Origin of the sequence: Rhodococcus sp. MSC1_016, from assembly GCF_023667485.2 — a bacterium.
GTDB classification, from domain to species: Bacteria; Actinomycetota; Actinomycetes; order Mycobacteriales; family Mycobacteriaceae; genus Rhodococcus_F; species Rhodococcus_F oxybenzonivorans.
Genome location: NZ_JAMOZI020000001.1, coordinates 1,691,195 through 1,717,425, shown reverse-complemented (window position 1 = coordinate 1,717,425; position 26,231 = coordinate 1,691,195). Strand labels below are relative to the sequence as shown.

Sequence of the window (26,231 nt, the reverse complement as noted above, 5' to 3'; positions counted from 1 at the left end):
TCAACCCGTTATTTCTATGGAGAGGAACTCGATGAGGATCAATCGCGCGATTCGTTGGGGAATCGGCGTCATGGCAGTCGCCGTCGTCGCGTCCGGCTGCGGCGGAGGTGAGGAGAAGAGCGCTTCTCAGAGTGCATCCGAGGGCAAGTTGACCGTGGGCATCAAGTTCGACCAGCCCGGTCTCGGCCTGCGTAACCCCGACGGAAGCTTCAGCGGCTTCGACGTCGAGGTGGCCGAATATGTGGCCGGCAAGCTGGGCGTCGCACCCGAGAACATCGAGTTCAAGGAGTCGCCGTCCGCGCAGCGCGAGACCCTGATCCAGAACGGTGAGGTCGACTACATCGTCGCCACCTACTCGATCACGGACGCCCGCAAGGAAAAGGTCGACTTCGCGGGACCGTATTTCGTTGCGGGACAATCACTTCTGGTGAAGTCGGAGAACACCGACATCACGGGCCCCGATTCGCTGCGCGGTGGAAAGAAGCTGTGCTCGGTCACGGGTTCCACTCCCGCGCAGAAGGTCAAGGACCAGTACGCCCAGGATGTGCAGCTGCAGGAGTTCGACACCTACTCCGCCTGTGTCGAGGCCCTGCGTAACGGCGCGGTCGACGCCGTGACCACCGACGACATCATCCTGGCCGGTTACGCCGCCCAGTACCCGGGTGAGCTGAAGGTGGTCGGTGAACCCTTCACCGAGGAGCGGTACGGAATCGGCCTCGCCAAGGGCGACGACGAGACCCGCGGCAAGATCAACGACGCCATCGACGCGATGATCGCGGACGGTTCGTGGCAGACCGCGTTCAACGACACCGTCGGAGCTTCCGGCTACCCGCTGCCTGCACCGCCGACCGTCGATCGTTACTGAGTATTTTCTCTCCGTGTCGGACGGCCTCGCTTCGGCGGGCCGTCCGACACGGTTCGACTCCAACCACCGGGATCTCGGGAGACGGTAAGTGGACCTACTGAGCAAGTACAGCGATCAGCTGATCGACGCCTTCTGGACGACGGTGCAACTCACCGCCTTCTCGGCCATCGGCGCGCTGATACTCGGCACCATCCTCGCCGCGATGCGGGTGTCGCCGATTCCCGTCGCACGCGGCGTCGGCGCCGCGTACGTGACAATCTTCCGGAACACTCCCCTGACGCTCATCATCATCTTCTGTTCGTTCGGGCTCTTCCAGACGATGGGCGTCACTCTCGCCCCCGAACAGTCACCGACTTTCTTCACCGAGAACAACTTTCGTCTCGCCGTTCTGGGTTTGAGCATCTACACCGCAGCCTTCGTCTGCGAGTCGCTCCGGTCCGGTATCAACACCGTGCACGTCGGGCAGGCCGAGGCCGGACGGTCACTCGGCCTCACGTTCTCCCAGAATCTGCGCCTGATCGTGCTGCCCCAGGCTTTCCGAGCCGTGACCGCACCCCTGGGTAGCGTCCTCATCGCCTTGACCAAGAACACCACGATCGCCTCGGTGATCGGCGTCGCCGAGGCGTCACTTCTCATGAAGGAGATGATCGAGAACGAGGCCGCAATCTTCGTCGTCGGTGGCATCTTCGCCCTCGGATTCGTGGTTCTCACACTGCCGATGGGCCTTCTGTTCGGCTACCTGAGCAAGCGATTCGAGGTTGCACGATGAGCAATTCGGCCACTGTCCTCTACGACGCCCCCGGACCCCGCGCGCGGAACACCTACCGCTTGATCTCCGTGGCGGTGGCCGTCCTCCTCCTCGGCATCGGTTACCTCGTCTTCGTAGCGCTCGACGACAAGGGACAGCTGACGTCCGCGAAGTGGAATCCCTTCGTCGAGTCGACATCGTGGACCACGTATCTGATTCCCGGCATCCGCGGAACGCTCGTGGCTGCAGCCGTGTCGATCGTGTTGGCGTTGATTCTCGGCGCGATTCTCGGAATCGGCCGACTTTCGGATCATCGCCCGATTCGGTGGATTGCCGGCGGGATCGTGGAACTTTTCCGTTCCATCCCGGTGCTGATTCTGATGATCTTCTCGTACCAGCTCTTCGCCGAATACGAGGTCTTCAAGTCGAAGTATCTGGCCCTCGCCGCCGTCATCGTGGGTCTCACTCTCTACAACGGCTCGGTGATCGCCGAAATCGTGCGCGCAGGGATCAACTCACTCCCCAAGGGGCAAAGTGAGGCGGCGATGGCCCTGGGTATGCGCAAAGGCCAGATCATGCGGACGATCCTGCTTCCGCAGGCCGTCACCGCGATGCTGCCGGCCATCATCTCGCAGATGGTGGTGGCTTTGAAGGACTCCGCTCTCGGTTACCTCATCGGGTACGTGGAGGTGGTGCGCTCGGGGCAGCAACTCGGCGCCTTCTATGGCAACTACCTGCCCGCGTTGATTGTCGTGGCCATCATCATGATTGCGCTCAACTCGACACTGACCGTGGTGGCGACCCGAGTGGAGAAGCGACTACGTTCCGGCCGCAAGGGTGGAGCGATCCCCCCTGCGGACATCGGGGTCGTCCCTGCGGTCTCGGTTCCGGGACTGGACATCACCGACAAGAGACTGTGATGTGGAGCGGCAGAGGGAACACTGTCCCACCCTGCCGCTGCTCCCGGAATGCTGCGGGGCTCAGCCGTCGTCGAACATTCCGCCGGTGTTTTCGCCGAGGTGCTCGAGCTGTTCTTTGACCACCTCGAATGCCATTCCTTGTGAAAAGCCCCGGCGGGCAAGCATCGACACGAGGCGTCGAACTGCCCGGTCGCGGTCGTCGACGGAAAGCGTCCGCAGCTTCTTCGCGACCAGTTCGGTGGCCCGTTCGCGTTCGTCTTCGCTGTCGATCTGTGCGAGCGCCTCGCTGGCGTGCTCCTGGCCGATGCCTTTGCGACGCAATTCCATGGCAAGCGCCCGCTTGCCTTTGCCGGAGTAGGTGTGCCGCGACTGGACCCATTGCTGGGCGAAGTCGGCGTCATTGACCAATCCGACTTCGCTGAGGCGATCGAGTACACGTTCGGAGATATCGGCCGAGTAGCCCTTCTTCGCGAGCCGCTCGGACAGTTCTGCTCTGCTTCGGGCACGATCCGTGAGGAGACGCAGGCACAATTCCTTGGCCTGCGTCTCCGTCCCACCTTCGCCCGTCGGACGCACGGTCGCTTCCCTAGAAGTCGACCGGGGCAGCGTCGTCCGTCACAGCGGTCACGTCGGCCCCGATCCCGAGCTTTTCCTTAATCTTCTTCTCGATCTCGTCCCGGATGTCGGTGTTCTCCAGCAAGAACTTTCGGGCATTTTCCTTACCCTGGCCCAACTGGTCGCCTTCGTACGTGTACCAGGATCCGGACTTGCGGATGAACCCGTGCTCGACGCCCATGTCGATCAGCGAGCCTTCCTTGCTGATCCCCAGGCCGTAGAGGATGTCGAACTCTGCCTGCTTGAACGGCGGGGCCACCTTGTTCTTGACGACCTTGACGCGCGTGCGGTTACCGACCGCGTCCGTGCCGTCCTTGAGGGTCTCGATACGCCGAACGTCCAGGCGCACCGAGGAGTAGAACTTCAGCGCTTTACCACCCGTGGTCGTTTCGGGGGATCCGAACATGACGCCGATCTTCTCGCGCAGCTGGTTGATGAAGATGGCAGTGGTGCCCGAATTGCTGAGCGCACCAGTCATCTTGCGCAGTGCCTGGCTCATCAGACGGGCCTGCAAACCCACGTGGCTGTCGCCCATTTCGCCTTCGATCTCGGCACGGGGGACGAGCGCCGCCACCGAGTCGATCACGAGAATGTCGAGGGCGCCGGAACGGATCAGCATGTCGGCGATTTCGAGTGCCTGCTCACCTGTGTCGGGCTGCGACACCAGCAGGGCATCGGTGTCGACACCGAGCTTCTGGGCATAGTCGGGATCGAGAGCGTGCTCGGCGTCGATGAAGGCGGCGATGCCGCCGGCAGCCTGGGCATTGGCGACCGCATGCAGAGCGACCGTCGTCTTACCCGACGACTCCGGGCCGTAGATCTCGATGACTCGGCCCCGGGGCAGGCCGCCGATGCCGAGGGCCACGTCCAACGCGATGGAACCGGTCGGGATGACAGCGATGGGCTGACGCACACCTTCGCCCAGGCGCATCACCGAGCCCTTGCCGAAGTTCTTGTCGATCTGCGCAAGCGCCAGGTCGAGCGCCTTGTCGCGATCGTGTGCTTGTGGTGCCATCGTCGGTCCCCATTCTCGAGTTCGTCTGTGCTCTGCGGTCAGGTTAGATCCAGGTACCGACAAGAACCGTGACCACCGAACATCTCCAGCATAGGGGAACGTGTGTTCGATTGTCGCGATCGGGGGTTCGACACGCCGCCTGGAGTGCCGGCCGCCTGATCAGGCAGCGGTGCCGCTCATCTGCGCTGCGGCGGTGCCGCTCATCTACCCGCGGCGGTGCCGCTCATCTACGCTGCGGGGGGACGTCGAATTCGGCGCAGAGTTCTCGCCACACTTCCCGTGGTTCGCGGCCTTCCTCGATGGCTTCGGCGGCGGTTTTGCCACCGAGGCCGAGGAGGACGTGGTCGACGAGCAGTGCGTCGCCGCGCATCTGTCCGAACTCGTCGCGGACCAGTTGGTGAAATTCGGTCAGTCGCACGTTTCCACGCTAGCGGACGCGCGCGGGGCGGGTTGTCATCGCAGTGCTCCGCGGCACACTTCGACCGGATCATCGACTTCGGCGATGGTTTTCGCGGCCCGCTGTGCCGCCTCGGCGAATGCCGCGTGGGACAGCACCTGTTCCACCGCGGCACGAAGAGCATCCGGGCTCGGTGGTCGAACGATGACGGCGCTCCCCTGCCGGACGGCACGGTTGGCCAGTTCCCATTGATCGCCGCCTCCGGGCACTACCACCACCGGGACTCCTGCAAGCAGCGCCTTTGCGAGCATCCCGTGGCCACCCCCGCAGACGACGACGTCGGCCTGCTGCAACATGACGTCCTGCCGTCCGAGCCCGGAGCGCGCCCAGGCCGGGACCGTCGTCGGCGCTCCCTCCAGGATCGAGGCGATCACCCGCACTCCGGCTCCCTCGAGTCCGCTGAGGGTGGTTTCGAGCATGCCTTCGGCGCCGGTGAAGGCGGTGGACGGCGCAACCATGACCAGCGGATCGCTGCCGTCGGGGACCGGTAGTACCTCGTCGGTGGGTTCCCACAACAGCGGGCCGACCACATACGTCTCCGCAGGCCAATCGGGTCGCGGCACCTCGAGCGCAGGGAGGGTGGCGATAAGTCGGCGCACAGGGCCCGGGTCCTCGCTCGGCAGTCCGACACTGACGCGCGCCTGCGCGCGCTGCCGCTCACCCTGCCGGATCGATCGTGCCGTCGCGGCCCGCATGAGGGTATCGCGAATCCGGCCGCGGACACCGGTCCCGGGAGCGAGACCACTACCGATCGGCGGCAATCCCTTCGACGGTGCGTAGAGCGGATGGGGTGACAGTTCGATCCAGGGGATCCCCAACCTCTCGGCGGCCATTCCTCCGCCCGCGGTGAGGATGTCGGAGACCACCAGGTCGGGGTTCATCGCGCGCAGGTCGGGCAAGAGTTCGGTGGAGATGTGCGCGGCCCGTCCGTGGATGCGCGCACCTGCGTCGAGGTCGTCATCGATGGGCCGCGGTGCGAGGCCCCTCAGCAGTTCGGTGGGCACTCCGGCTGCCCGTGCCGGCTCGATCCAGCGGGCGCCTGTGAACAGGACCGGTTCGTCGCCCGCCTCGATGAATGCCAGGCACAAGGCAAGGGCGGGAAAGGCATGTCCGGGATCCGGCCCGGCGACCACAGCGACTCGCACGAGCACAGGGTGTCACACGGCCGTTGTCACCGAGTCTCGAACGCCGATTCGGCAGCGCCCAGCGCCCGCGCCCGGTCGGCGGCGACGAGCCCGATCCGGGTACGCCGGTCGAGGAGATCATCCACGTCGAGCGCGCCCTCGTGCGAGACCCCGAAGTCGAGTTCGGCACGGCTGACGTCCAACCCGTCCACAATCGGCAACAGCATGGCCGGGTCGGCGGCGACGAGCGCGGCTTCGGTCCCGTAGCGGGCGATCAGCGACAACGGCGCGGCCACGTTTCGCAGGGCGTCCGAGGAGGCCGCACCGACAAGAGGCAGAGCGCGAGTGCGGCAGGGACCCGCCGGCAGTCCTGCGAGCTCGACGACGGCGTCGACCGCGTCTTCCGCCATCTTGCGGTAGGTGGTCAGTTTGCCACCGACCACGCTGACGAGTCCCGTGCTCGAATGCAGGACCGCGTGATTGCGGGACAGGTCGGCCGTCGAGCCGTCGCCGGTGTGGAGGAGGGGGCGCAGACCAGCGAAGGTACCCAGAACATCGGAGCGTCCCAGCGGGTTCTCCAAAGCAGTGTTGACCGTGGCCAGCAGGAAGTCGATCTCCTCCTCGGATGCGGCCGGGATGTCGGGCACAGGCCCGGGTGCCGCCTCGTCCGTCAAACCGAGGTACACCCTGCCCAATTGGGCCGGCAACGCGAAGACGAAACGATTGGACGCCCCCGGGATGGGCACGGTCAGCGCGGCGGTGGGATTGCCGAGGCGGCCTGCGGACAGCACGAGATGCGTGCCACGACTAGGCCTGAGACTGATGTCGGGGTCGATCTCCCCCGACCAGACCCCCGCCGCGTTGATCACCGTGCGCGCCTCGATCACCATTTCCGACCCGGTCAACTCGTCACGCAGTGTGGCCGACGTGCCGGTCACCTTGTACGCGCCCGTCCGTGTGAGAATTTTCGCGCCGTGCATTGCCGCCGTACGGGCGAGACCGATCACGAGTCGGGCGTCGTCGACGAGCTGGCCGTCGAACGCGATGAGACCGCCTCGCAACCCCCGCCTGCGCACTGCTGGGGCGAGCTCGGCCACACGGTCGGGACGCACCGTCCGCGACCTCGGCAGGACGGTCGGCGACGTGTGTGCCCCGGCCCGCAAGATGTCGCCCGCGAGGAAACCCGCGCGAACCAGGGTCTTGCCGAACAGGGTGGTGGAGTCGAGGACGGGAACCAGCTGCGGCAGTGCCCGGACGAGGTGCGGGGCCGTCCGGGTCATCAGAATCCCCCGTTCGATCGCACTTTCCCGTGCGATACCGACGTTGCCCGACGCCAGGTAGCGCAATCCCCCGTGCACGAGCTTGGAACTCCACCTGCTGGTTCCGAACGCGAGGTCGCGTTTCTCGACGAGCACGACATTCAACCCCCGCGTCGCGGCATCGAGGGCCACACCGGCGCCGGTCACGCCGCCACCGATCACGAGTACGTCGACGCGCCCGTCGTCTGCCAGCTGGTGCAGTTCGCGCGTCCTGCGGTCGGCATGGAGCGCCGAGGGGTGAGTCGCAATTCCGTCGGTCACCGAAGTCCTCCAGCGCTCTCGTAGTTCGGTGGTGCAAGGTAGGCACCGATCGCCCGGCGCAGCTCTTCGGTAAGCGCATCGTCGGGTAGTTCCTCGGCGACCATTGCCGCTGACTGGACCGCGGACTGTGCGATGAGCAGCACCATGGTGGCGATGTGGCGACTGTCGCCGGCGCGCACGGAGTTCTGTCGCTGGCCGGCAACCACGGCGAGGGCCACCCGGTCGATGATCGCTTTCTGGCTGGTTCCCAGGCGCTCGAGGACGTATGTCGTGAAGAGTTCCTGATCCGAGCGCAGAATCTTGACGAAGAGGGGATGATGTCGCACCGCCGCGGAGACGTCGACGACAGCGTCGACGAGTTGGTCGTATACCGGCTCGTCGAGTGTGAATGCCGGGGTGAGATCGGCGATCTCGCGCGTCATGAGGTCGGCGACCACCGCCCGGGTGTCCGCCCAACGGCGGTAGACCGTCGGTCGGCTGACCCCCGCCCGGCGCGCGACCTCGGCCAGGGTGGTTCTGCGCAACCCGAAGTCGAGGATGCAGGAACGTGCTGCGTCGAGAATGGCGTCGTCGACGCTCGGCGTGCTGTCGTCACGCGACAGAGGATTACGGATAGACATCGTGTGTAACACCGTAACGTATGGGCGATGTTCACACGTAGGCACCGCAGTACTGAAACTGCGCCCGGGACTGTGGGCGTCGGCCGTCAAGTAGAGGCGCGGACGCTAGTTCGGGAATCCCGGCGTTTCCGTCACGGTCCGAGTCTTGCGCCTCCATCGCCACCGAGTCCCGCCACGTTGCCCTACGCCACAGCGCTGCAGGAAGACGGAGTCACTCGAAGTAGTAGAGGTCGAAGCCGACGGCGCGGTCGGCTTCGAATCCGGGCTGTGGGGCGGTGACCGCCTCGACCTGGGCCCGCGCCTGTTTTCCCACGGGGATGTCGGACAGCGCTTCGAGATAGCGTGCATGCTCGGCGAGTGACACAACGGCTCGATCGACGGTGTCCGTGACGTCGACCGCATGAGTGGGTTGCATGGTGTTGACCGCGACCCAGCGCACTCCGCGCCACGGCGGCAGTCCCCTCTCCCCCAGTTCGGGAAAGATCCACTCGTTCGCGGCATCCGCTGCGGCATCGAGGACACTGCGTCCGAGGGCGCGATGGTCGGCACTGTTGGGCTGCCCGGGACCCCAGGTATCGCCGAAGTGTGCGGTCACCACCAGGTCGGGGCGATGACGCCGAATGGCCGCAGCGAGGTCGCGGCGCAGATCCAGACTTTCGACGAGCCGCCCGTCGGGGTAGCCGAGAAACTCCACTTGCGACACCCCGACGACGGCCGCCGAGCGACGCTCCTCCTCCTCGCGGATGGGACCCGATTCACGAGGGTGCAGTCCCGCGATTCCGGCTTCGCCACTGGTCGCGAGCACATATCGGATGTCCTTGCCCTGTGCGGTCCATCGGGCGATCGCCGCTGCCGCCCCGTATTCGATGTCATCGGGGTGGGCGACGACGACGAGCCCGCGATGCCAGTCCTCAGGTACCGGTTGCATAGTTCGAGACTGCACCTCAGAGGCGTGTGATGTCAGACTTCTCGCCGGATCCGGACATCGCCTTGTACAGGAGGTATGCCCCGAACACGACTGCACTGACGACAAGTACCCAGAACAGGCCCTCGATCAATGCACCGACGACGGCCAGCGCGATCCAGATCAGCACGATCGCCAGAACGATTTTCCAGAACATGACTTCCTCCACTCACATCTCCCCGATCGATTCCTGCGCGACATCCGATGGACCCCACTCGTCGGGTACGCACACCAGCCTGGCACGTGGCTGCCCGTAAAGCACCAGGTCATCGCAAAGATCAGGGAAAGTTCAGGGTTGTCCCCCACTCCCCCGAGCCCGGGCGGCGCCGGTCACGACGCCATGGGAAGACATGACAGAGCTCAGCGGTATCGGCGCACGATGTCGTCGATCTCGCCGAGCGCCGCGGCGAGGCCGGCCAGCTTTTCGGTAGCCGACACCAGCTCCGCACGTTCGGTGGCCAGGCCGCCCACTGCCCCGGACGCGCCGGGAACCGTGACTTCGGCGGCAGCAGCTACCAGTTCCTCGAATTGATCGACGCCGTCGTCGAGTTGGGCGGCGGCGGTCGCGATGGCCCGGTGGAGCGACGGCGCTGCTGCCCGGCTTCCGACGGCGGCGCTCTCCATCTCCGCGATGTCGACGGCGACCGCGTGCAGAGCGGCCGCCGCGGACCGCGCTGTGCGGTGGGTGTCCTCGATGTCATCCGGACTGATCGACGCCGAACGACCGAGCACCCCCAGAATTCCGTGGAGTGCGCGCTCGCTGTGCACGAGCCGCTCCATCGGCTCCCGGGCGGCCGAGGAGGGCGACGGAAGGGACCGTCGGTCAGGGCGGCCCGGCGGCGGCACGACGGCGTCGAGCTTCCGGTAACGGTTCAGCGCCATCACTGCCGGCACCGCGAACACGACCGCGCCGCCGCCTGCCATCACCATCGACCATTCGGGGGCAGCGGCGAGGGCGAGGCCCGCAGCACCGGTCGCCGAGGATCCGGACACGATGCCGTAGCGCTGCGCCCACCGGCGAGCGCGTCGCTTCTTCCGTAACAGGCGTTCGCGCGGATCACGCCAGCGCTGAGCAGCCTCGACGACCGACTCACCGGCGTCCCGTAAGGCGCCCTGCACTCCAACGAGGCCGGATACGACAGTGGCCGACCGGACGACACGTCCGGGTCGGCCACCTCGGGTGGAACTCATGGGGATCAGTGTTCGGCTACTGACCCGCAGTGCCGGTCTGGCCCGCGGCGGGAGGCTGCTGGTTGGCAGCTGGGGTAGCCGGGGCGGCGGCGGTCCCACCGGAAGGGAGCGCATCACCCTTCATCGACGCGCGGATCTGCTCGAGGCGGCTGTGGCCTGCCATCTGGATGCTGGCCTGCTGCACTTCCATCATGCGACCGGAGACCGAGTTCTGGGCGAGTTCGGCGGAGCCCAGTGCGTCGGCGTAGCGGCGTTCGATCTTGTCGCGCACGGCGTCGAGGCTGGGTGTATTGCCGGGCGCGGACAGCGTGCTGTCCATCGAACGCAGCGACTCGCTGACCCGCTCCTGCATCTTCGCCTGCTCGAGCTGACTGAGCAGCTTGGTGCGTTCCGCAACCTTGGACTGCAGTGCCATCGCGTTCTGCTCCACGGCCTTCTTTGCCTGCGCGGCGGCCTGGAGCGACTGATCGTGCAAAGCTTTGAGGTCTTCGACGCCCTGCTCTGCTGTGACCAGCTGAGCAGCGAAGGCCTCGGCGGCGTTGGTGTACTGGATCGCCTTCTCGGTGTCACCGGCAGCTTGCGCCTGATCAGCCAGGTTGACGGCCTGCCGGGCATTGGCGTTCAGCTTCTCGACCTCGTCGAGTTGACGGCTCAGCTTCATCTCGAGCTGGCGCTGGTTGCCGATGACAGACGCGGCCTGCTGTGAAAGGGCCTGGTGCTGACGCTGCGCATCCTCGATCGCCTGCTGAATCTGAACCTTGGGGTCAGCCTTCTCATCGATCTTGGAATTGAAGAGCGCCATCAGGTACTTCCATCCCTTGACGAAAGGATTAGCCATGGGTTTGATCCTGCCTCCATCTGTTGCGCCGCGCGATGCGCGACCCGATGCGCGACCGTCACGCACCGGAACAAGGGCTGCGCCCCGACTGCCTGTCTGACCACCGAAGACGAGATCGGCGTTACGTGAAATCTATCGGTTCGGCGGGCGCGGTGCTACGCAGCAGCGAGTGCCTGCGCCGTCGGCGCGGGAATCACGACCCTCGTGTCGCGGGCGATGGTCGTCGAACCGGCCCGTGCGGACGCCTCGGCCGAAGCTCCGTCAGCCGTACGCTCGGCCGACGATCGGTCGGACAGCGACTCGCTGACGTCGACGAGGACATCGGAGAGTGGAACCTCCAATGCATCGCAGATCGCCGCCAGAAGCTCGCTCGAGGCCTCTTTACGCCCCCGCTCGACCTCGGACAGGTACCCGAGGCTCACTCGCGCACTGTTCGACACCTCACGCAGGGTCCGGCTCTGCGAAACGCGCGTGCGCCGAAGACTGTCACCGATTGCCTCACGCAATAGCAGCGCCATCTCGCTCCTCCTTCATCCGTCACCTGTCTCGCCTACTCAACGCGCGAACAGGACCGATTGGTTCCCGACCTTAGCCTGCGGATGTTTCCTGCATGCGATCGAGGAGTTCCGACACGGCCGCAGAAACCGCAGATTTACGGATTCCCCATCTGTCGCCCGCCAATCGCAGTTCGAGCACCGAGTGCCCACCGGCACCGGAGATCCCCAGGAATACCGTGCCCACGGGGTGCCCGTCCTGCGTGTCCGGGCCCGCGACACCGGTCAGGCCGATCCCCCAGTCGGCGGTGCAGCGCACGCGTGCAGCCTCGGCAAGTCCGCCGGCGGTGGACGCGGAGACGGGCCCTTCCGCAGCCAGCGAGACGGGGTCAACGCCTGCAAGGGTCTCCTTGAGATCTGTCGCATAGACGACGAGGCCGCCGCGGAGGATCTTGCTGGCACCCGGAACGCCTGCGATGGTCGCCGCGAGAAGTCCCGCTGTCAGCGATTCCGCAGTCGCGACCGTTTCACCGCGCCGGGTCAGCAGATCCACCAGTTCGCCCACGCGGGTGCCCGGGGTCAACGGGTCGGTCATACGCCGGTGCCCGCCCTCATCTCGACTCGGTGGACCCCGGCACGTAGACGAACGGCCTGGACGACATAGTCGAGCCCGGTGATCACCGTCAGTGCCACGGCAGCGCTCATGAGTACCCAGCCGGCGACATCGAAGGCGTCGGGAAGAGGCAAGAGGTAGAAACCGATCGCGATCGTCTGCACGAGTGTCTTGAGCTTTCCTCCCCTGCCTGCCGGAATGACAGCGTGGCGCAACACGGCGAACCGCAACAGGGTGATGCCCAGTTCACGTACCGCGATGACGACCGTCACCCACCAGGGCAGATCGCCCAGCACAGAGAGACCGACCAGTGCGGCTCCGATCAGCGCCTTGTCTGCGATCGGATCGGCGAGCTTGCCGAAATCGGTGACCAGTCCGTATTTGCGGGCCAGCTGACCGTCGATCCGGTCCGTGATGGCCGCCACCGCGAACACGCCTGTCGCCACCAGCCGCCACACCAGCTCGTGACCGTCGCCGATCAGCAGTACGACCAGGAAGACCGGCACCAGCAAGATCCGCAGAATCGTCAGAATGTTGGCGATGTTGAGTAGTGGCACCTGCGTCTCACTCGCCGGCTCGACAGCGGGGTTCGGAGCCGTCGGGTCATCTGCCGCAGGCCGATCCTCACGCTGCGTACTCATCGGCACACCACGGCGTCGAACTGCGCCCCTGGACGTCCTGGGGATCGGGGAGAAGTCAGAGGCGGTACCGGCACGTGCCTAAGAATATCGGTAGGGCTGTTGGCTAATGTTCACGCCATGACATCTCGGACGCCGAACACCGCCGACAATCAGCTGATCGTGCGGCGAGCACGAACCTCCGACGTGCCCGAGATCAAGCGTCTGATCGACATCTACGCCGGCAAGATTCTGCTCGAAAAGAATCTCGTCACTCTGTACGAATCCATCCAGGAGTTCTGGGTCGCCGAGCGTGACGGCGCTGTAATCGGTTGCGGCGCAATGCACGTCCTGTGGGCCGACCTGGGCGAGGTGCGCACCATCGCAGTCGATCCGCAGGCGAAGGGCCGGGGCGCGGGCCACCAGGTGGTCGCAAAACTGATCGAGGTCGCACGCGAACTCGAACTCGAACGACTCTTCGTGCTCACCTTCGAGGTCGATTTCTTCGCCAAACACGGGTTCGTGGAAATCGACGGCACACCCGTCACCGCGGAGGTGTACGCCGAAATGTGCCGTTCGTACGACACCGGTGTCGCCGAGTTCCTCGACCTCAGCTATGTCAAGCCGAACACCCTCGGGAACACCCGGATGCTCCTCACACTCTGACGAATCCCGGCATCCGGGACGAAATCGGCCCAGCCGTGAGTGAATTTTCCATATCTACAGAGAGCGAAACCATGTCACTGTTCGTAGTGGAGTACACGTATTCGGACGAGACCGCGGCCGGCCGCGACGAACACCGTGCCGCCCACCGGGCCTGGCTCGGTGACCTCGTCGAGCGCAAGACCGTACTGTCTTCGGGTCCGTTCGCCGACGGCAGTGGTGCCTTCATCATCGTCGACGCCGCCGACGCCGAGACCGTGGAGTTGCTGTTCACCCACGACCCGTTTGCCGTCCACAACCTGGTGACGGCGTCCCGGATCGTGGAGTGGATCCCGGTACTCGGCGAGTTCAGTCTCTGACCCGCCGAGTACCGGCCCCAACCAGCGTTCCGCGAGTGAACGCTACGTGACGGAGCTCATGTTCCGCGTCTTGAGGAGGCTGGCCACGGTCGTGACGGCCAGTACCCCGACGATGACGGCGAGAGACGTTCCCGTCGTGATCTCGGGGACCGCGACGTGTTCCCCGCCGTTGACGAAGCCCAGCGTGTTCTCGTGGAGGGCGTGCAACACCAGCTTGACACCGATGAACGCCAGAATGATCGACAGCCCGTAAGACAGGTACACGAGCCGGTCGAGCAGCCCACCGATCAGGAAGTACAGCTGGCGCAGTCCCATGAGCGCGAACGCGTTGGCGGTGAAGACCAAGTACGGCTCCTGAGTGAGGCCGTAGATGGCCGGGATCGAGTCGAGGGCGAACAGCACGTCGGTGAATCCGATGGCGACGAGTGCCAGAAGCAGCGGTGTGACCACGCGCTTGCCGTTGATCCTGGTGACGAGCTTGTCGCCGTCGTAGGAATCCGTGGTGGGAAGAACCTTCTTCACCAGGGCGACGATCTTGCTGTCGCGTTCCTCCTCGACCTCTTTCTCGTGCCCGTGGTCACGTACCAGCGTGTATGCGGTGTAGATGAGGAAGGCGCCGAACAGGTAGAACACCCAGCTGTAGGTGTTGATGGCCGCCGCGCCGACCGCAATGAAGATGCCGCGCATCACCAACGCCATGACGATGCCGATCAGCAGTACCTTCTGCTGGAACTCCCGCGGCACGGAGAACGTCGCCATGATGATCACGAAGACGAAGAGGTTGTCGACCGACAGCGCTTTCTCGGTGACATAACCCGCGAAGTATTCCCCGCCGTACTGGCTGCCCCAGAGCCACATCACGATCAATCCGAACAGGATCGCGATGGCGATGTACACCGTCGACCAGAAGGCCGACTCCCGGAAGCTCGGGGCGTGCGGGGTGCGCACGTGGGCGAAGAAGTCGAAGACGAACAGTCCGAGAATCACCACACAGGTGATGACCCAGACCAGCGGCGAGACATGCATGTAGACAGACCTCCGGTAGACCTCGTTGGGTACCGGAGGTCTCTCCCGCCGAGTCGGACCGAGGTCCGACCGACTGGCAGCCCCGGATCGGCAATGGTGCCGATCGTGCTGACGATGCTGCCACAGAGGTGGGGATACTCCCCTCCAAGTCGCTGACCATTCAACCACATCGCGCCGGAATCGCACATTTCGGACACTGAGTTTTCGGACACTGAGTCCGCTCTACTCGTCGGACGGCGCCTCGTTCGGATCTCCACCGCGGATCGACCACAACAGGCCGTCCAATTCATCGGGCTTGATCAGAACCTCACGCGCCTTGGAGCCTTCGCTGGGTCCGACCACGCCCCGAGTTTCCATCAGGTCCATCAACCGGCCGGCCTTCGCGAACCCGACACGCAGTTTGCGCTGCAGCATCGACGTGGAACCGAACTGGCTGGACACGACGAGTTCGACCGCCTGCAGCAGGACGTCCATATCGTCGCCGATATCGGGGTCGACATCCTTCTTCTCCCCGACCTTCGCCGCGGTGACACCCTCGGTGTACTCCGGCTCCGCCTGGTTCTTACTGAAATCGACCACCGCCGAGATCTCTTCGTCGGTGATGAAGGCGCCCTGAAGACGGGTCGGCTTGCCCGCACCCATCGGGAGGAACAACCCGTCGCCCATACCGATCAGCTTCTCGGCACCGGGTTGATCCAGGATGACTCGGGAGTCGGTGAGCGAGGACGTCGCGAAGGCGAGCCGCGAGGGCACATTGGTCTTGATCAACCCGGTTACGACGTCCACCGACGGCCGCTGCGTGGCCAGCACGAGGTGGATGCCGGCTGCACGCGCCTTCTGCGTGATGCGCACGATCGCTTCCTCGACATCGCGCGGTGCGGTCATCATGAGGTCCGCCAGCTCGTCGACGATGGCGAGAATGTACGGATACGGACGGTAGACCCGTTCACTTCCGAGTGGGGCAGTGATTTCCCCGGACTTCACCTTGGAGTTGAAGTCGTCGATGTGGCGCACCCGATTGGCCTGCATGTCCTGGTAACGCTGTTCCATCTCTTCCACCAGCCAGGCCAGCGCGGCAGCGGCCTTCTTGGGCTGGGTGATGATGGGCGTGATGAGGTGCGGAATGCCCTCGTAAGGCGTCAGTTCGACCATCTTGGGGTCGATGAGGATCATCCGAACCTCTTCGGGCGTCGCGCGCGAGAGCAGCGACACCAGCATCGAGTTGACGAAGCTGGACTTACCGGAGCCGGTCGAGCCTGCCACGAGCAGGTGCGGCATCTTTGCCAGGTTCGCGCTGACGAAGTGGCCCTCGATGTCCTTACCGAGACCGATCACCAGCGGATGGTGGTCCTTCCGCGTCGAGGGCGCGGTGAGGACGTCGGCCAGGCGCACCATCTCACGGTCTGAGTTGGGAACCTCGATACCGACGGCGGACTTTCCGGGGATCGGTGCCAGCAGGCGCACATTGTCGGTGGCGACGGCATAGGCGATATTGCGGGCCAGAGCGGTGATCTTCTCGACCTTGACGCCGGGACCGAGTTCCACCTCGTACCGGGTGACGGTGGGGCCCCGGGTGAACCCGGTGACCGCGGCATCGATCTTGAACTGGTCGAGGACCTCGGTGATCGCCTCGATCATCGCGTCGTTGGCCGAACTGCGCTTCTTCGGTGGATCACCGTCGATCAGCAGCGACGTCGGAGGCAGCGTGTAGTCACCCTCCACAACCCGATCGGTCACGAACTTGTCGACCTCGGGCAGCGGCGGCTCCGGTTCGGGTTCCGGCTTCGGCGCCACCACCGGCTTGGTCCTGGGGCGAGCGGGTTTCGGCGTCGGAACGGGTGGCGGCGGCACCGGCTCCGCCGCGGTCTCGGCGTCCCAGAGTCCCAGCACTTCCGTCTTCGCCGTGTCGCTCACGGTGTATTCGTCGGTGGGATAGTTGTCGGCCGGTGCGCCCTTCGGTCCGGACGCGTAGTCGTCCACCGGGTAGCCGTCGGCGTCGAACAGCGTGGGGTCGTATTCGCCGTCCTCGTAGTACTCGCTGTCGTAGTCGGCGTAGTGGTCGCGGCCGAAGGAAGTGCCGAAGTACGCCTGCAGTTTGCCGGGAACTTCGCGCACCGTGGTCCCGGTGACCAACAGGACGCCGAAGAGCGCTGCCATGAGCAGTAAAGGAGCGGACAACCACACGGTCAGTCCGTCCGTCAACGGACCGCCCGCCGCATAGCCGACGAAACCCGCACCCTGCGCCCGGCCGTCGGCGTCGGTGGGGGCGCCACTCGCGATGTGCCAGAGACCCAGTGCGGGCAATCCCACCAACAGCGACCCGAGCACCAGTCGCGGCCGGATCTCCGGCTTCGGCTCCGTTCGCATCAGTACGACGGCAATGCCGACGCCGATCACGGGCAACACCGCGGAGGCGCCGCCGAATACCGCCCGGACACCGGTTTCGATCCACTCCCCCACAGGACCGCCCGCGGAGAACCAGATGCCTCCGGCGATGACGACACTCATCGCGATCAGACCGAGCGCAATTCCGTCGCGCCGATGTCCTTGTTCGATCTCGGCAGCCTTGCCGACGGTGCGGGTGGTTGCCCCGACACCCTTGGCCACCAGCGACCATCCGGCGCCGATGCCGCGGCCCACCGACTTCAACGGGCTCGCGCCGGACGCCTTCTTCGCCGCCGGCTTTCTCCCGCCGCCGCCGCGGGCGGCACCGGCACGCGGCGAGGTGGCCTTACGCGGAGTGCTGACAGTGCGGGTCGTCCGCGAATTCGGCTTGGACGCAGACGAGGCACCCCGCACGCCCGTCCTTGCCGTGGACGTCGTCGTGCTCGAACCGCGGGCGCTCGCCTTACCTGCCATGGTTCTCAGATTAGTCGCTGCGGCACCTTCCGGACCATCCGCAACACCCGTAACAGCCGTCGACCTGTGCCGAGCGCCTCAGAAGCTACGGTCCAGTGACATGATCGCGGCGACATCCTCGGCGTCCCCCGCGGCCTCGATCCGCACGGCGTTTCTCCCGAACGCGTGCAGGGCCAATTCGGCAGGTTCACCTCGGAGAACGACCTGTCGGGGCCCGGCGTTGCGCACCGTCGCCTGCTCACCCGACGGACGTTCGAGCACCACCGTGACAGGCGCGCGGCGATAGCCGAGCCGTCCCACCTTGCGTGCAAGACCCCACAGGGCGTCCTGGCGCGCTGTGGGGAGAATCCGCGGCTCCCACCCTTCGTGGGCACGGCGCACGTCCTCGTGATGGACGAACATCTCGCCCAGATTCACCTGAGCGTCGACCCAGTACATCGGCGACCACCGCGGAGGACCGGTCCGGACCTCGTCGAGCAGCCGGCTCCACGGGCGCGTCGCCGTCTCGTTCTGGACCCGCTCGGTGTAACCGGCGAGACGGCTGACGAGGATTCCCGGGGCCGCGTCGAGCCGCCGTTCACGGACGACGAGGTGGGCCGCGAGATCCCGGTTGGTCCAGTCCCCACAGAGCGTGGGCGCATCCGGGCCGAACTCGGCCATCGAGTCGACCAGGGCAAGGCGTTCATCTCGGGCGAAGGTCACCCGAACGAATCTACCTGCCGCGGAACTATTTGCCGTCGAACGACGGCACCGCGATCACGGTGGGCACGATCATCGGCCGGCGACGGTACTTGTCCGCAACCCACTTACCCACCACCCGCCGGATCGCCTGAGCGATCCGATGCGCGTCGTTGATGCCCTCCGTGGCCAGGCGCGCGAGTTCCGCCTCGACCAGCTGGGCGGCATCCTTGAGGGCGGTCGGGTCGTCGGAGAATCCGCGCCCGGACACCTCCGGGGTGCTGACGGCGCGGCCGGTGTGGTCGTCGATCACCACGTTGATCGCAATGAACCCGCCCTCCCCGAGAACCAATCGATCCGACAGCGTGGAGTCGCCGACATCACCGACGGACAGTCCGTCGACGTAGACGTGTCCTACCGGCACCTGCCCGACGATTTCGGCGAGACCGTCCACCATGTCGACCACCACGCCGTCCTCGGCGAGCACGATGCGTTCTTCCGGAACGCCGGTGGCCTTGGCCAGCGCGGCGTTGGCGCGCAGGTGCCGCCATTCGCCGTGCACCGGCATGGCATTGGTGGGCCGGACCGCGTTGTACAGGTAGAGCAGCTCACCCGCCGACGCGTGACCGGAGACGTGCACCTTGGCGCTCTGCTGCGTGACCACGGTGGCGCCGCGCTTGGCGAGGCCGTTCACCACCGCGAAGACGGAATTCTCGTTGCCCGGAATCAGTGACGAGGCGAGGACCACCAGGTCGTTGGCCCGGACATTGATCTGCCGGTGTTCACCGCGCGCCATCCGCGACAACGCCGACAGCGGTTCACCCTGAGAGCCGGTGGAGATGAGAACGAGGCGATCGTCGGGCAGGTTCGCCGCGGTGTCGATGTCGACCACCAGACCGTCGGGCACGCTCAGGTAGCCGAGATCCTGTGCGATCTGCATGTTGCGGACCATGGACCGGCCCACGAACGCAACCCTGCGGTTGTAGCGGTGCGCCACGTCGACGACCTGCTGGATGCGGTGGACGTGGCTGGCGAACGACGCCACGATCACACGTTGCTTCGCCTTACCGATGACGTTGTCGAGCACGCCGCCGATCTCACGTTCCGGTGTGACGAATCCCGGCACCTCGGCGTTGGTCGAGTCGACCAGGAACAGGTCCACGCCTTCGTCGCCGAGACGCGAGAAGCCGGCGAGGTCGGTGAGCCTGCCGTCGAGCGGAAGCTGGTCGAGTTTGATGTCACCGGTGTGCAGCACGACTCCGGCGTCCGTCCTGATGGCGACCGCGATCGCGTCCGGGATGGAGTGGTTGACCGCGAAGTACTCACACTCGAACGGGCCGTGTGCCGTGCGCTGGCCTTCCGTCACCTCGACGAGGTTGGGTCGCTGACGATGTTCCCGGCACTTGGCTGCGACGAGCGCGAGCGTAAATCGGGAGCCGATGACCGGCAGATCCGGCCGGAGGCGGAGCAGGAACGGGATCGCGCCGATGTGATCCTCGTGACCGTGGGTGAGGACGACGGCCTCGACATCGGCCATGCGATCCTCGATGTGCCGGAAGTCCGGCAGGATCAGATCGACACCAGGCTGCTGGTCCTCGGGAAACAGCACGCCGCAGTCGACGATGAGCAGTTTGCCCTGATGCTCGAAGACGGTCATGTTCCGGCCGATTTCACCGATGCCCCCGAGGGCGACCACGCGCAGTCCCTTGAAGGGCGCCTTGGGCGGTGCACCGAGCCGCGCGGTCGGATCGGGAGTTGCCGCCCGGTTGTCCGGACGCTTGTTGCCGTTGCCACCGCGACGATAGCGCGAGGGCGACTTGCCGGTGGCGCCCGTCTTGGTGGATGCAGCCTTCACCGGCGCGGATTTCGCCTGCTTCGGCGCAGTGGGGGTCTCCGCGAGCGGGGGTTCCGATTTCGGTTGCTCCGTCGCCGGCGCCGACGGCTCTGACACGGGAGGTGCTGTGGGCTGCTCGGCCGGGCTGGGAGACGGCGGTCCGGCCTGGCGGCTTGCGCTGCGACGACGAGGGGGACGGGTCATGCGAGTACCCCCGCAGCGTGAAGGTCGGCGGCCAGGAGATCGAGCTGATCGTGGGTGGGTGCCACTTGAGGGAGCCTGGGTTCGCCCACGTCGAGACCTATCAATCGCAATCCTGCCTTTGACGCACTGACGCCGCCCAACCGCGCAACGGATCGGATGACCGGGATCAGGCTGAGGTTGATGGCACGCGCCCGGGCGATATCGCCGGCCGCGAATGCCGTGTGGAGTTCACGCAGCCGGGACGGCACGAGGTGCCCGATCACGCTGACGAAACCGGTGGCGCCGACCGCCAACCACGGCAGGTTCAGCGGATCATCGCCCGAGTAGAAGAGGAGGTCGGTGGTTCCGATCAATTCGGCGCCGGCGTTCAAGTCGCCCTTCGCGTCCTTGACCGCGACGATGCGCGGATGCTCGGCGAGGCGGCGGATCGTCTCGGTCTCGATGGGGACGACGGAGCGCGGCGGAATGTCGTAGAGCATCACCGGAAGGTCGGTGGCATCTGCGACGGCAGTGAAGTGGGCGTACAGACCCGCCTGCGGCGGACGCGAGTAGTACGGGGTGACGACGAGGAGTCCCTGCGCCCCGGCGCGGGCGGCGTCGCGCGCGAGTTCGACACTGTGGGCGGTGTCGTTACTTCCTGCGCCTGCGATGATCTTCGCCCGGTCGCCGACGGCGTCGATGACGGCGCGGAGCAGCTCGAGCTTCTCGTTCTCCGTGGTCGTCGGCGACTCACCGGTAGTACCGGCGAGCACGAGAGCGTCGCATCCATTGTCGACGAGGTACGCCGCGAGGCGGACACCCGCGTCGACGTCCAGCTTTCCGTCGGAGGTGAACGGCGTCACCATCGCAGTGGAAACGGTGCCGAACGGACGCTCGACGTGAGAAGCGGAATCACCGTAGGTCATGGTCAGAAGGCTACCCGGTGGCCCAGGTACTTTCGCACACCACTCACAGGTCGGCGGAAAACGTGCTCCGCGCCACTTCCGATCCGTCTCCCCAGTCGACGATCTCGAAGTCGCCGAACACATTAGGTGCCGCCTTCTGCAACTGCCTGAGGCATTCGACAGCAAGTCGCCGAATCTCGACGTCGGCGTGCTCGGTGGCCCGCATGGACACGAAGTGACGCCACGCGCGGTAGTTGCCGGTGACCACCACCCGGGTCTCGGTCGCGTTGGGCAGTACGGCACGGGCGGCCTGGCGGGCCTCCTTGTTCCGCACGGGAAGGCTCGAGGTCTCCGCGAGCTTGGCCTCGAGTGCTTCGAGCAGCTCGCCGTATGCCGCCCGGCTCGCGTCCGTCGCTGTGGCGAAGAGCGCCTCGAGCTCGGGATCACCGGCGATCGCGGGCGGCACGACCACGTTGGAGTCGTTCTCCCGCACGAACCGCTGCGACAACTGCGAGTAGGAGAAATGCCGGTGCCGAATCAGCTCGTGGGTGCATGAGCGGGAGATTCCGGTGATGTAAAAGGTGACGCTGCCGTGTTCCAGGACGGATTCGTGCCCGACTTCCAGGAGGTGGCGAAGATACCCGGCGTTGGTCGCCGTGCGGGGATTCGGCTTCGACCAGCTCTGATAGCAGGCGCGCCCCGCGAACTCGGCCAGCGCCTCCCCGCCGTCGGCGTCCGTCTCCCACGGGATGTCCTCCGGTGGAAAGAACTCCGTCTTCGCGACGAGCTGCACCCTGAGCGACACCGTCTGCGGCACTGCCTGATCCTCCTACCGGACCCGAGAACGGATCCATTCCTGATGCATAAACCCTAGTTGCGCCGTAATTCGGGCTCCGTGCGGGTGGGGGCGCCCATGCGGCGGTCGCTGCCACGCCTCGACCGACACCCTTGACCGACGTCACCGATGACGTCATGCTGGCGTCATGAACCTCGACAGTTACGTCGCCCGGCTGCGCGACGACCTCACGGCAGCCGCAGCCCTCGGCGACGACCGGACCCGGGACACCGCGGCGGCGCTCGCGGCAGCCGTCGAACCGGCGACCCGGCTCCTCCTGCTGTCCGCACTCACCGAATTCGCTGGTGAGGTGTCTTCTGCCCTCGAGAGCCGCACCGTGAAGGTGCGACTGGAGGGTACCGAGGTCGGGGTCGACATTGCCCGCACCACCGCAAGCGCCGCAGGAGCCGAGGACAAGAACACCACCACCGCCGAAGACATCAGCGCCGCCTTCGATGACGCCACAGGTGACATCAGCCGCGTCACTCTGCGGCTGATGGATCAGATCAAGTCGAAGGCAGAGGAGGCCGCGTCACAGAACGGAGTATCGCTGAACTCGTGGGTGTCCCAGGCAGTGCAGGGCGCGCTCAAAGACCATATGCGCCGGAACCTCGGCAACAATTTCTGAAGCGCGGCCGTACTCCCTCCACTCCCCCGGCACCGACGGTGTTCTAATTACGTCGCAACAGCCACACGGTGAGAGTCGCCACGGGCTCGAAGGAGCGAAAAATATGGCCGTTTCCGGCGTCAAAGAGTTCGAGATCAAGGCCGATCCGGCCACGGTGATGGCCGCGATCGCCGCGGTGGATCGGCTGCCCGAGTGGTCGTCTGCTCACAAGTCGGTGACCATCGAAAGCACCCACGACGACGGCCGGCCCCACCGTGTTCGGATGAACGTCTCCATTCTCGGCATCAGCGACGAGCAGGTGGTCGACTACACCTTCGAGGGTGACGACACCGTGTCGTGGCACCTCGTCGAGAGCGGTCAGCAAAATGCGCAGGACGGCTCGTATGTTCTGACCGAATCAGGCTCCGGCACCAAGGTGACTTTCGAGCTGACGGTCGATCCGAAGATCCCGTTGCCCGGTTTCCTCGTGAAGAAGGCGCAGAAGACTGCACTGGAGACGGCCAGCAAGGGTCTCACCAAGTTCGTCGAAAGCCTGTAGTGATCACACTTCTCGCGGTCGCTTCGCCGCGGCCGCGAGAAGTGGGGCGAGATCTCCGCGCTTGTCTACCGTGACTTCGCCCAGCTCGAGCCACTCCGCCATCCGGTACAGCTCGGACAGCAGCGGCTCCACCACCCGCTCGGGACGCGCTCCCGCTTCGACGAAGGCCGACCGCACCTCGAGGGCTCCCCTCGCTCGGTCGGCTTTCACATCGACTCGGGCTACCAACTCGCCGTCGAGTAGGAACGGAAAGACGTAGTATCCGTGCACCCGCTTGTGCGCGGGAGTGTAGATCTCGAGGCGATACCGGAAGTCGAACATCCGCTCCGTCCGCGGTCGGAAAAATACAAGCGGATCGAACGGACACAACAACGCGGCGCCCTCTACCCGCCGCGGCGTCCGGACGTCGCGATGCATGTACGCCGGAACGTCCCAGCCTCGCACGGTGACGGCGTGGAGCACACCGTCCTCGACGAGGTCCTCGACTGCGGGCTTGATCTGCGCCGGCGACAGCCGGTAGTAGTCGCGCAGGTCCGACTCCGTCGCTACTCCCAGTGCCCGTGCGGACCGGCCGACGAGTCGCCGGATCGACTCCTCCTCCGAATACTCCTGCGCAAGAATACTTTCGGGCAGCACTCGGTCGGTGAGATCGTAGTGACGGGTGAACGCGACTCGTTTGTCGACCGCGAGGGCCCCGGCGGCGAACAACTGCTCGCATACGACCTTGGTGTCGCTGCGATCCCACCACGGCCCTTTGCGATCGGGCCGGTCGACCTCGAGGTGCTTCTCCACGTCGCGGGCGCTGCTGGGACCCACCGCCCGGATCACGTCGAGCACATCGGCGGCGAGGGTGGGATTGCGGTCGAGCACCCGGGCCTCGCCTGCCCACCTGCCGTGCCGGTAGCGGTGCATACGCCACCGGAACAACGGCCAGTCCTCGACCGGGATGAACGCCGCCTCGTGCGCCCAGTACTCCGCAAGCATGCGCGGCGTGCGGGCACGGTGCGACCACGCCGCCGAGTCGAGCAGTCCCCGGTCGTAGACGCCGATTCTGCTGAACAGCGGAACGTAGTGGGCCCGAGCCGCCACCGACACCGAATCGATCTGGAACAACCGGATCCGGTCGAGAACCGAGCGGATGTGCCGTCGGGTGGGGATACCCGTCGGCCTGGCCTCGGCAAATCCCTGCGCCCACAATGCCGACTTTCTGGCCGCGGCGGCGGTCATCTCACGCATGACCGCATCCTGTCACCAGGTGCCGACAGTATGAGGCAGGATCGCGGATTAAAACGCCCCAGCGGGCGTCAGATGCCCTCGGCGAGAACCACTGCCACCGTCGCACCGAGTTCGTAACAACGCTCACGTGCTGCCGCGTCGACCGCGCCGGTAAGTTCGAGAGCTTCGGCGGCCTGCGTGAGTGCGAGGCCGGTCACGATCTTCTGTACCGACGTGACCGCGCCGGCCGTGTCGTTGTTGCCGTGTACCCACAGACCGTAGGGGCGGCCCGCGACCGCGTCGAGACAGGGGTAGTACACGGTGTCGAAGAAGTGCTTGAGGGCTCCCGACATGTAACCGAAGTTGGCGGACGTCCCGAACAGGAAGCCGTCGGCGGCGAGAACGTCGGGCACGGTGGCGCCGAGCGCGGGTATCGACCGCACCTCGACGCCCTCGATGTCGGGGTCCCGGGCACCCTTCAGCACCGCTTCGAGGCACTCGCGGGTGACCGGCGACGGGGTGTGGTGGACGACGAGGAGTGATGGCACAGTCGTCAGCGTACGACCGGTTCCGGCACTACTGCCCCGCCCCGCTCTCGCGTTCGAGACGTTCGAGTTCCACGGCCCGCTTCATCGTCTCCCGGGCGCGGCCGCGGTCGCCGGCGTAGTCGTAGGCGCGGGCGAGCCGGTACGAACTCCGCCAGTTGTCGGGGTCCGCCTCCCATTCCGCCTTGACCTGCTGGAAGAGGGCGTCGGCAGCGTCGCGGTCTATTCGTCCGGACGGACGCTTCGGCAGATTCGTGACGTCCAGTTCGAGACCCTCGTCGCCGATGCGACGGGCGAGTTTCTGATGTTGCAGGCCGGCCCGGAGTGTCGCGTAGACGATCCACGCACCGAGGAACGGAAGGATGAGAACACCGACGCCGAGCCCGACCGCGGCGACCCCGCCGTCCTGGATCAGGGCGATCCCACGCTGACCGAGCAGCACGAAATAGAACACGAGCGCGGCGACAAGCAACGCGATCGTGACGACCGTCTTGGTCGACTCGTTACTCTTCACAGGTCGAGGAGCGGGTCGATACCCACGGTGAGGCCGGGGCGGGACGCGATCTGCCGCACCCCGAGGAGTACGCCGGGAGCGAAGGAATTGCGGTCGATCGAGTCGTGCCGGATGGTCAGCGTCTCCCCCTGTGTTCCCAGGATGACCTCCTGATGCGCGACGAGCCCGGCGAGCCGGACGGAGTGCACCCGGACACCGTCCACGTCGGCGCCACGGGCACCGTCGAGTTCGGTGGTGGTGGCGTCCGGACTGAGGCCCAGGCCCGCCTTGCGACGCGCCTCGGAGATGAGCGCCGCGGTCCGGTAGGCGGTGCCGGACGGTGCGTCCGCCTTGTTGGGGTGATGCAGTTCGATGACCTCGACGGAGTCGAAGAAGCGCGCGGCGGCCTCGGCGAACCGCATCGACAGAACGGCTCCGATTGCAAAGTTGGGAGCGATGAGGACCCCCACCGAGGGCTGATCGGCCAGCCACGACCGCACCGTGGCGAGGCGGGTGTCATCGAAGCCCGTGGTTCCCACCACTGCGTGAATGCCATTGGCAACGAGGAAGTTCAGGTTGTCCATCACCACATCGGGGTGCGTGAAGTCGACGACAACCTGAGTACCGGACTCGGTGAACGACTCCAACCGGTCGCCGTGATCGACCTCCGCCACGAGCTCGAGGTCCGACGCCTGCTCCACCGCCTCGCAGATCGCTCGGCCGACCTTGCCCTTGGCTCCGAGAACTCCGACCCTGATGGGTGCTGCTGCGCTCACTTCTCCACGCTCCGTCCAGTCACATCGATTCGC

The 26,231-nt window shown here is 65.8% G+C and carries 30 protein-coding genes; 7 read left to right on the top strand and 23 right to left on the bottom strand.

Going from position 1 to position 26,231, the window contains the following annotated elements; translation table 11 throughout:
• Positions 1-31: 31 nt before the first annotated feature.
• The 3 genes from L1080_RS08015 (at position 32) to L1080_RS08005 (ending at position 2,533) form a co-directional block, all read left to right on the top strand.
• Positions 32-865, top strand: a complete 834-nt coding sequence (locus tag L1080_RS08015) for a glutamate ABC transporter substrate-binding protein (protein ID WP_159926315.1) — start codon at positions 32-34, stop codon at positions 863-865.
• 88 nt (positions 866-953) lie between these two features.
• Positions 954-1,634, top strand: coding sequence for an amino acid ABC transporter permease (locus L1080_RS08010; protein ID WP_109330755.1), 681 nt, complete (start codon positions 954-956; stop codon positions 1,632-1,634).
• Positions 1,631-2,533, top strand: coding sequence for an amino acid ABC transporter permease (locus tag L1080_RS08005; protein WP_159926313.1), 903 nt, complete (start codon positions 1,631-1,633; stop codon positions 2,531-2,533). Before L1080_RS08010 ends, L1080_RS08005 begins: the two co-directional genes overlap by 4 nt.
• Positions 2,534-2,593: 60 nt before the next feature.
• Here the strand turns inward: L1080_RS08005 and recX are convergent, their stop codons facing one another.
• From recX to pgsA, 13 genes are all read right to left on the bottom strand, one after another.
• Entirely contained in the window at positions 2,594-3,109 is a 516-nt protein-coding gene (gene recX, locus L1080_RS08000) for a recombination regulator RecX (RefSeq protein ID WP_250763957.1), read from the bottom strand.
• Positions 3,110-3,119: 10 nt separating this feature from the next.
• Positions 3,120-4,163: a recombinase RecA gene (gene recA / locus L1080_RS07995; protein ID WP_109330760.1), complete on the bottom strand. Its 1,044-nt coding sequence runs from the start codon at positions 4,161-4,163 to the stop codon at positions 3,120-3,122.
• Positions 4,164-4,386: 223 nt separating this feature from the next.
• Positions 4,387-4,581, bottom strand: a complete 195-nt coding sequence (locus L1080_RS07990; protein WP_109330762.1) for a DUF3046 domain-containing protein — start codon at positions 4,579-4,581, stop codon at positions 4,387-4,389.
• A gap of 35 nt (positions 4,582-4,616) precedes the next feature.
• On the bottom strand, positions 4,617-5,765 hold the full coding sequence (locus L1080_RS07985) for a glycosyltransferase (protein WP_250763960.1): 1,149 nt from the start codon (positions 5,763-5,765) through the stop codon (positions 4,617-4,619).
• A gap of 26 nt (positions 5,766-5,791) precedes the next feature.
• Positions 5,792-7,324, bottom strand: a complete 1,533-nt coding sequence (locus L1080_RS07980; RefSeq protein WP_374432498.1) for a glycerol-3-phosphate dehydrogenase/oxidase — start codon at positions 7,322-7,324, stop codon at positions 5,792-5,794.
• Positions 7,321-7,944 carry a TetR/AcrR family transcriptional regulator gene (locus L1080_RS07975; RefSeq protein ID WP_250763964.1) on the bottom strand — a complete coding sequence of 208 codons (624 nt, stop codon included), beginning with the start codon at positions 7,942-7,944 and terminating at the stop codon, positions 7,321-7,323. Before L1080_RS07975 ends, L1080_RS07980 begins: the two co-directional genes overlap by 4 nt.
• 211 nt (positions 7,945-8,155) lie before the next feature.
• A complete protein-coding gene (locus tag L1080_RS07970; RefSeq protein WP_250764047.1) occupies positions 8,156-8,872 on the bottom strand; it encodes a PIG-L deacetylase family protein in 717 nt (238 codons plus the stop codon).
• A gap of 16 nt (positions 8,873-8,888) precedes the next feature.
• Positions 8,889-9,065 (bottom strand): hypothetical protein, encoded by a 177-nt coding sequence (locus L1080_RS07965; protein ID WP_201453468.1) that lies wholly within the window; start codon positions 9,063-9,065, stop codon positions 8,889-8,891.
• A 203-nt stretch (positions 9,066-9,268) separates the two neighbouring features.
• The gene (gene pspM, locus L1080_RS07960) at positions 9,269-10,099 is read right to left on the bottom strand and encodes a phage shock envelope stress response protein PspM (protein ID WP_250764049.1); all 831 of its coding nucleotides are present in this window, start codon (positions 10,097-10,099) and stop codon (positions 9,269-9,271) included.
• Positions 10,100-10,115: 16 nt separating this feature from the next.
• Positions 10,116-10,937 carry a phage shock protein PspA gene (gene pspA / locus L1080_RS07955; RefSeq protein WP_159926303.1) on the bottom strand — a complete coding sequence of 274 codons (822 nt, stop codon included), beginning with the start codon at positions 10,935-10,937 and terminating at the stop codon, positions 10,116-10,118.
• 155 nt (positions 10,938-11,092) lie between these two features.
• Positions 11,093-11,455, bottom strand: coding sequence for a helix-turn-helix domain-containing protein (locus tag L1080_RS07950; protein WP_250764051.1), 363 nt, complete (start codon positions 11,453-11,455; stop codon positions 11,093-11,095).
• Positions 11,456-11,525: 70 nt separating this feature from the next.
• Positions 11,526-12,026, bottom strand: a complete 501-nt coding sequence (locus L1080_RS07945) for a CinA family protein (RefSeq protein ID WP_250764053.1) — start codon at positions 12,024-12,026, stop codon at positions 11,526-11,528.
• Positions 12,023-12,685 (bottom strand): CDP-diacylglycerol--glycerol-3-phosphate 3-phosphatidyltransferase, encoded by a 663-nt coding sequence (gene pgsA, locus L1080_RS07940; RefSeq protein WP_250764055.1) that lies wholly within the window; start codon positions 12,683-12,685, stop codon positions 12,023-12,025. Before pgsA ends, L1080_RS07945 begins: the two co-directional genes overlap by 4 nt.
• A gap of 117 nt (positions 12,686-12,802) precedes the next feature.
• Here pgsA and L1080_RS07935 point away from each other — a divergent pair, with 117 nt between their 5' ends.
• Both L1080_RS07935 and L1080_RS07930 read left to right on the top strand, forming a co-directional pair.
• Positions 12,803-13,327: an amino-acid N-acetyltransferase gene (locus L1080_RS07935; protein WP_159926295.1), complete on the top strand. Its 525-nt coding sequence runs from the start codon at positions 12,803-12,805 to the stop codon at positions 13,325-13,327.
• A gap of 71 nt (positions 13,328-13,398) precedes the next feature.
• The gene (locus L1080_RS07930) at positions 13,399-13,683 is read left to right on the top strand and encodes a YciI family protein (RefSeq protein WP_109330781.1); all 285 of its coding nucleotides are present in this window, start codon (positions 13,399-13,401) and stop codon (positions 13,681-13,683) included.
• 42 nt (positions 13,684-13,725) lie between these two features.
• Here L1080_RS07930 and L1080_RS07925 read toward each other — a convergent pair whose 3' ends face one another.
• From L1080_RS07925 to thyX, 6 genes are all read right to left on the bottom strand, one after another.
• Positions 13,726-14,709, bottom strand: coding sequence for a TerC family protein (locus tag L1080_RS07925; protein ID WP_159926293.1), 984 nt, complete (start codon positions 14,707-14,709; stop codon positions 13,726-13,728).
• A gap of 222 nt (positions 14,710-14,931) precedes the next feature.
• A complete protein-coding gene (locus L1080_RS07920; RefSeq protein ID WP_250764058.1) occupies positions 14,932-17,568 on the bottom strand; it encodes a DNA translocase FtsK in 2,637 nt (878 codons plus the stop codon).
• Between the two features lie 78 nt (positions 17,569-17,646).
• Positions 17,647-18,270: a TIGR03085 family metal-binding protein gene (locus L1080_RS07915; RefSeq protein ID WP_250764062.1), complete on the bottom strand. Its 624-nt coding sequence runs from the start codon at positions 18,268-18,270 to the stop codon at positions 17,647-17,649.
• 25 nt (positions 18,271-18,295) lie between these two features.
• Positions 18,296-20,284 carry an RNase J family beta-CASP ribonuclease gene (locus L1080_RS07910; RefSeq protein WP_250764065.1) on the bottom strand — a complete coding sequence of 663 codons (1,989 nt, stop codon included), beginning with the start codon at positions 20,282-20,284 and terminating at the stop codon, positions 18,296-18,298.
• Entirely contained in the window at positions 20,281-21,189 is a 909-nt protein-coding gene (gene dapA / locus L1080_RS07905; protein ID WP_109330791.1) for a 4-hydroxy-tetrahydrodipicolinate synthase, read from the bottom strand. The genes L1080_RS07910 and dapA overlap by 4 nt, the downstream gene beginning before the upstream one ends.
• A gap of 43 nt (positions 21,190-21,232) precedes the next feature.
• Positions 21,233-21,985, bottom strand: coding sequence for an FAD-dependent thymidylate synthase (thyX, locus tag L1080_RS07900; RefSeq protein ID WP_159926285.1), 753 nt, complete (start codon positions 21,983-21,985; stop codon positions 21,233-21,235).
• Positions 21,986-22,151: 166 nt separating this feature from the next.
• On the opposite strand from thyX, the gene L1080_RS07895 reads away from it, so the two are divergent.
• Positions 22,152-22,631: a toxin-antitoxin system HicB family antitoxin gene (locus L1080_RS07895; RefSeq protein ID WP_250764067.1), complete on the top strand. Its 480-nt coding sequence runs from the start codon at positions 22,152-22,154 to the stop codon at positions 22,629-22,631.
• A 103-nt stretch (positions 22,632-22,734) separates the two neighbouring features.
• Complete coding sequence (locus tag L1080_RS07890; RefSeq protein ID WP_159926281.1) at positions 22,735-23,169, top strand: SRPBCC family protein; 435 nt, start codon at positions 22,735-22,737, stop codon at positions 23,167-23,169.
• 3 nt (positions 23,170-23,172) lie between these two features.
• On the opposite strand, the gene L1080_RS07885 is transcribed toward L1080_RS07890, so the two are convergent.
• The 4 genes from L1080_RS07885 to dapB form a co-directional block, all read right to left on the bottom strand.
• On the bottom strand, positions 23,173-24,405 hold the full coding sequence (locus L1080_RS07885) for a winged helix-turn-helix domain-containing protein (protein ID WP_250764069.1): 1,233 nt from the start codon (positions 24,403-24,405) through the stop codon (positions 23,173-23,175).
• A 68-nt stretch (positions 24,406-24,473) separates the two neighbouring features.
• Positions 24,474-24,932, bottom strand: a complete 459-nt coding sequence (locus tag L1080_RS07880) for a flavodoxin family protein (RefSeq protein WP_109330801.1) — start codon at positions 24,930-24,932, stop codon at positions 24,474-24,476.
• A 28-nt stretch (positions 24,933-24,960) separates the two neighbouring features.
• Positions 24,961-25,443, bottom strand: a complete 483-nt coding sequence (locus L1080_RS07875; protein WP_159926277.1) for a hypothetical protein — start codon at positions 25,441-25,443, stop codon at positions 24,961-24,963.
• The gene (dapB, locus tag L1080_RS07870; protein ID WP_250764071.1) at positions 25,440-26,198 is read right to left on the bottom strand and encodes a 4-hydroxy-tetrahydrodipicolinate reductase; all 759 of its coding nucleotides are present in this window, start codon (positions 26,196-26,198) and stop codon (positions 25,440-25,442) included. Before dapB ends, L1080_RS07875 begins: the two co-directional genes overlap by 4 nt.
• Positions 26,199-26,231 lie beyond the last annotated feature (33 nt).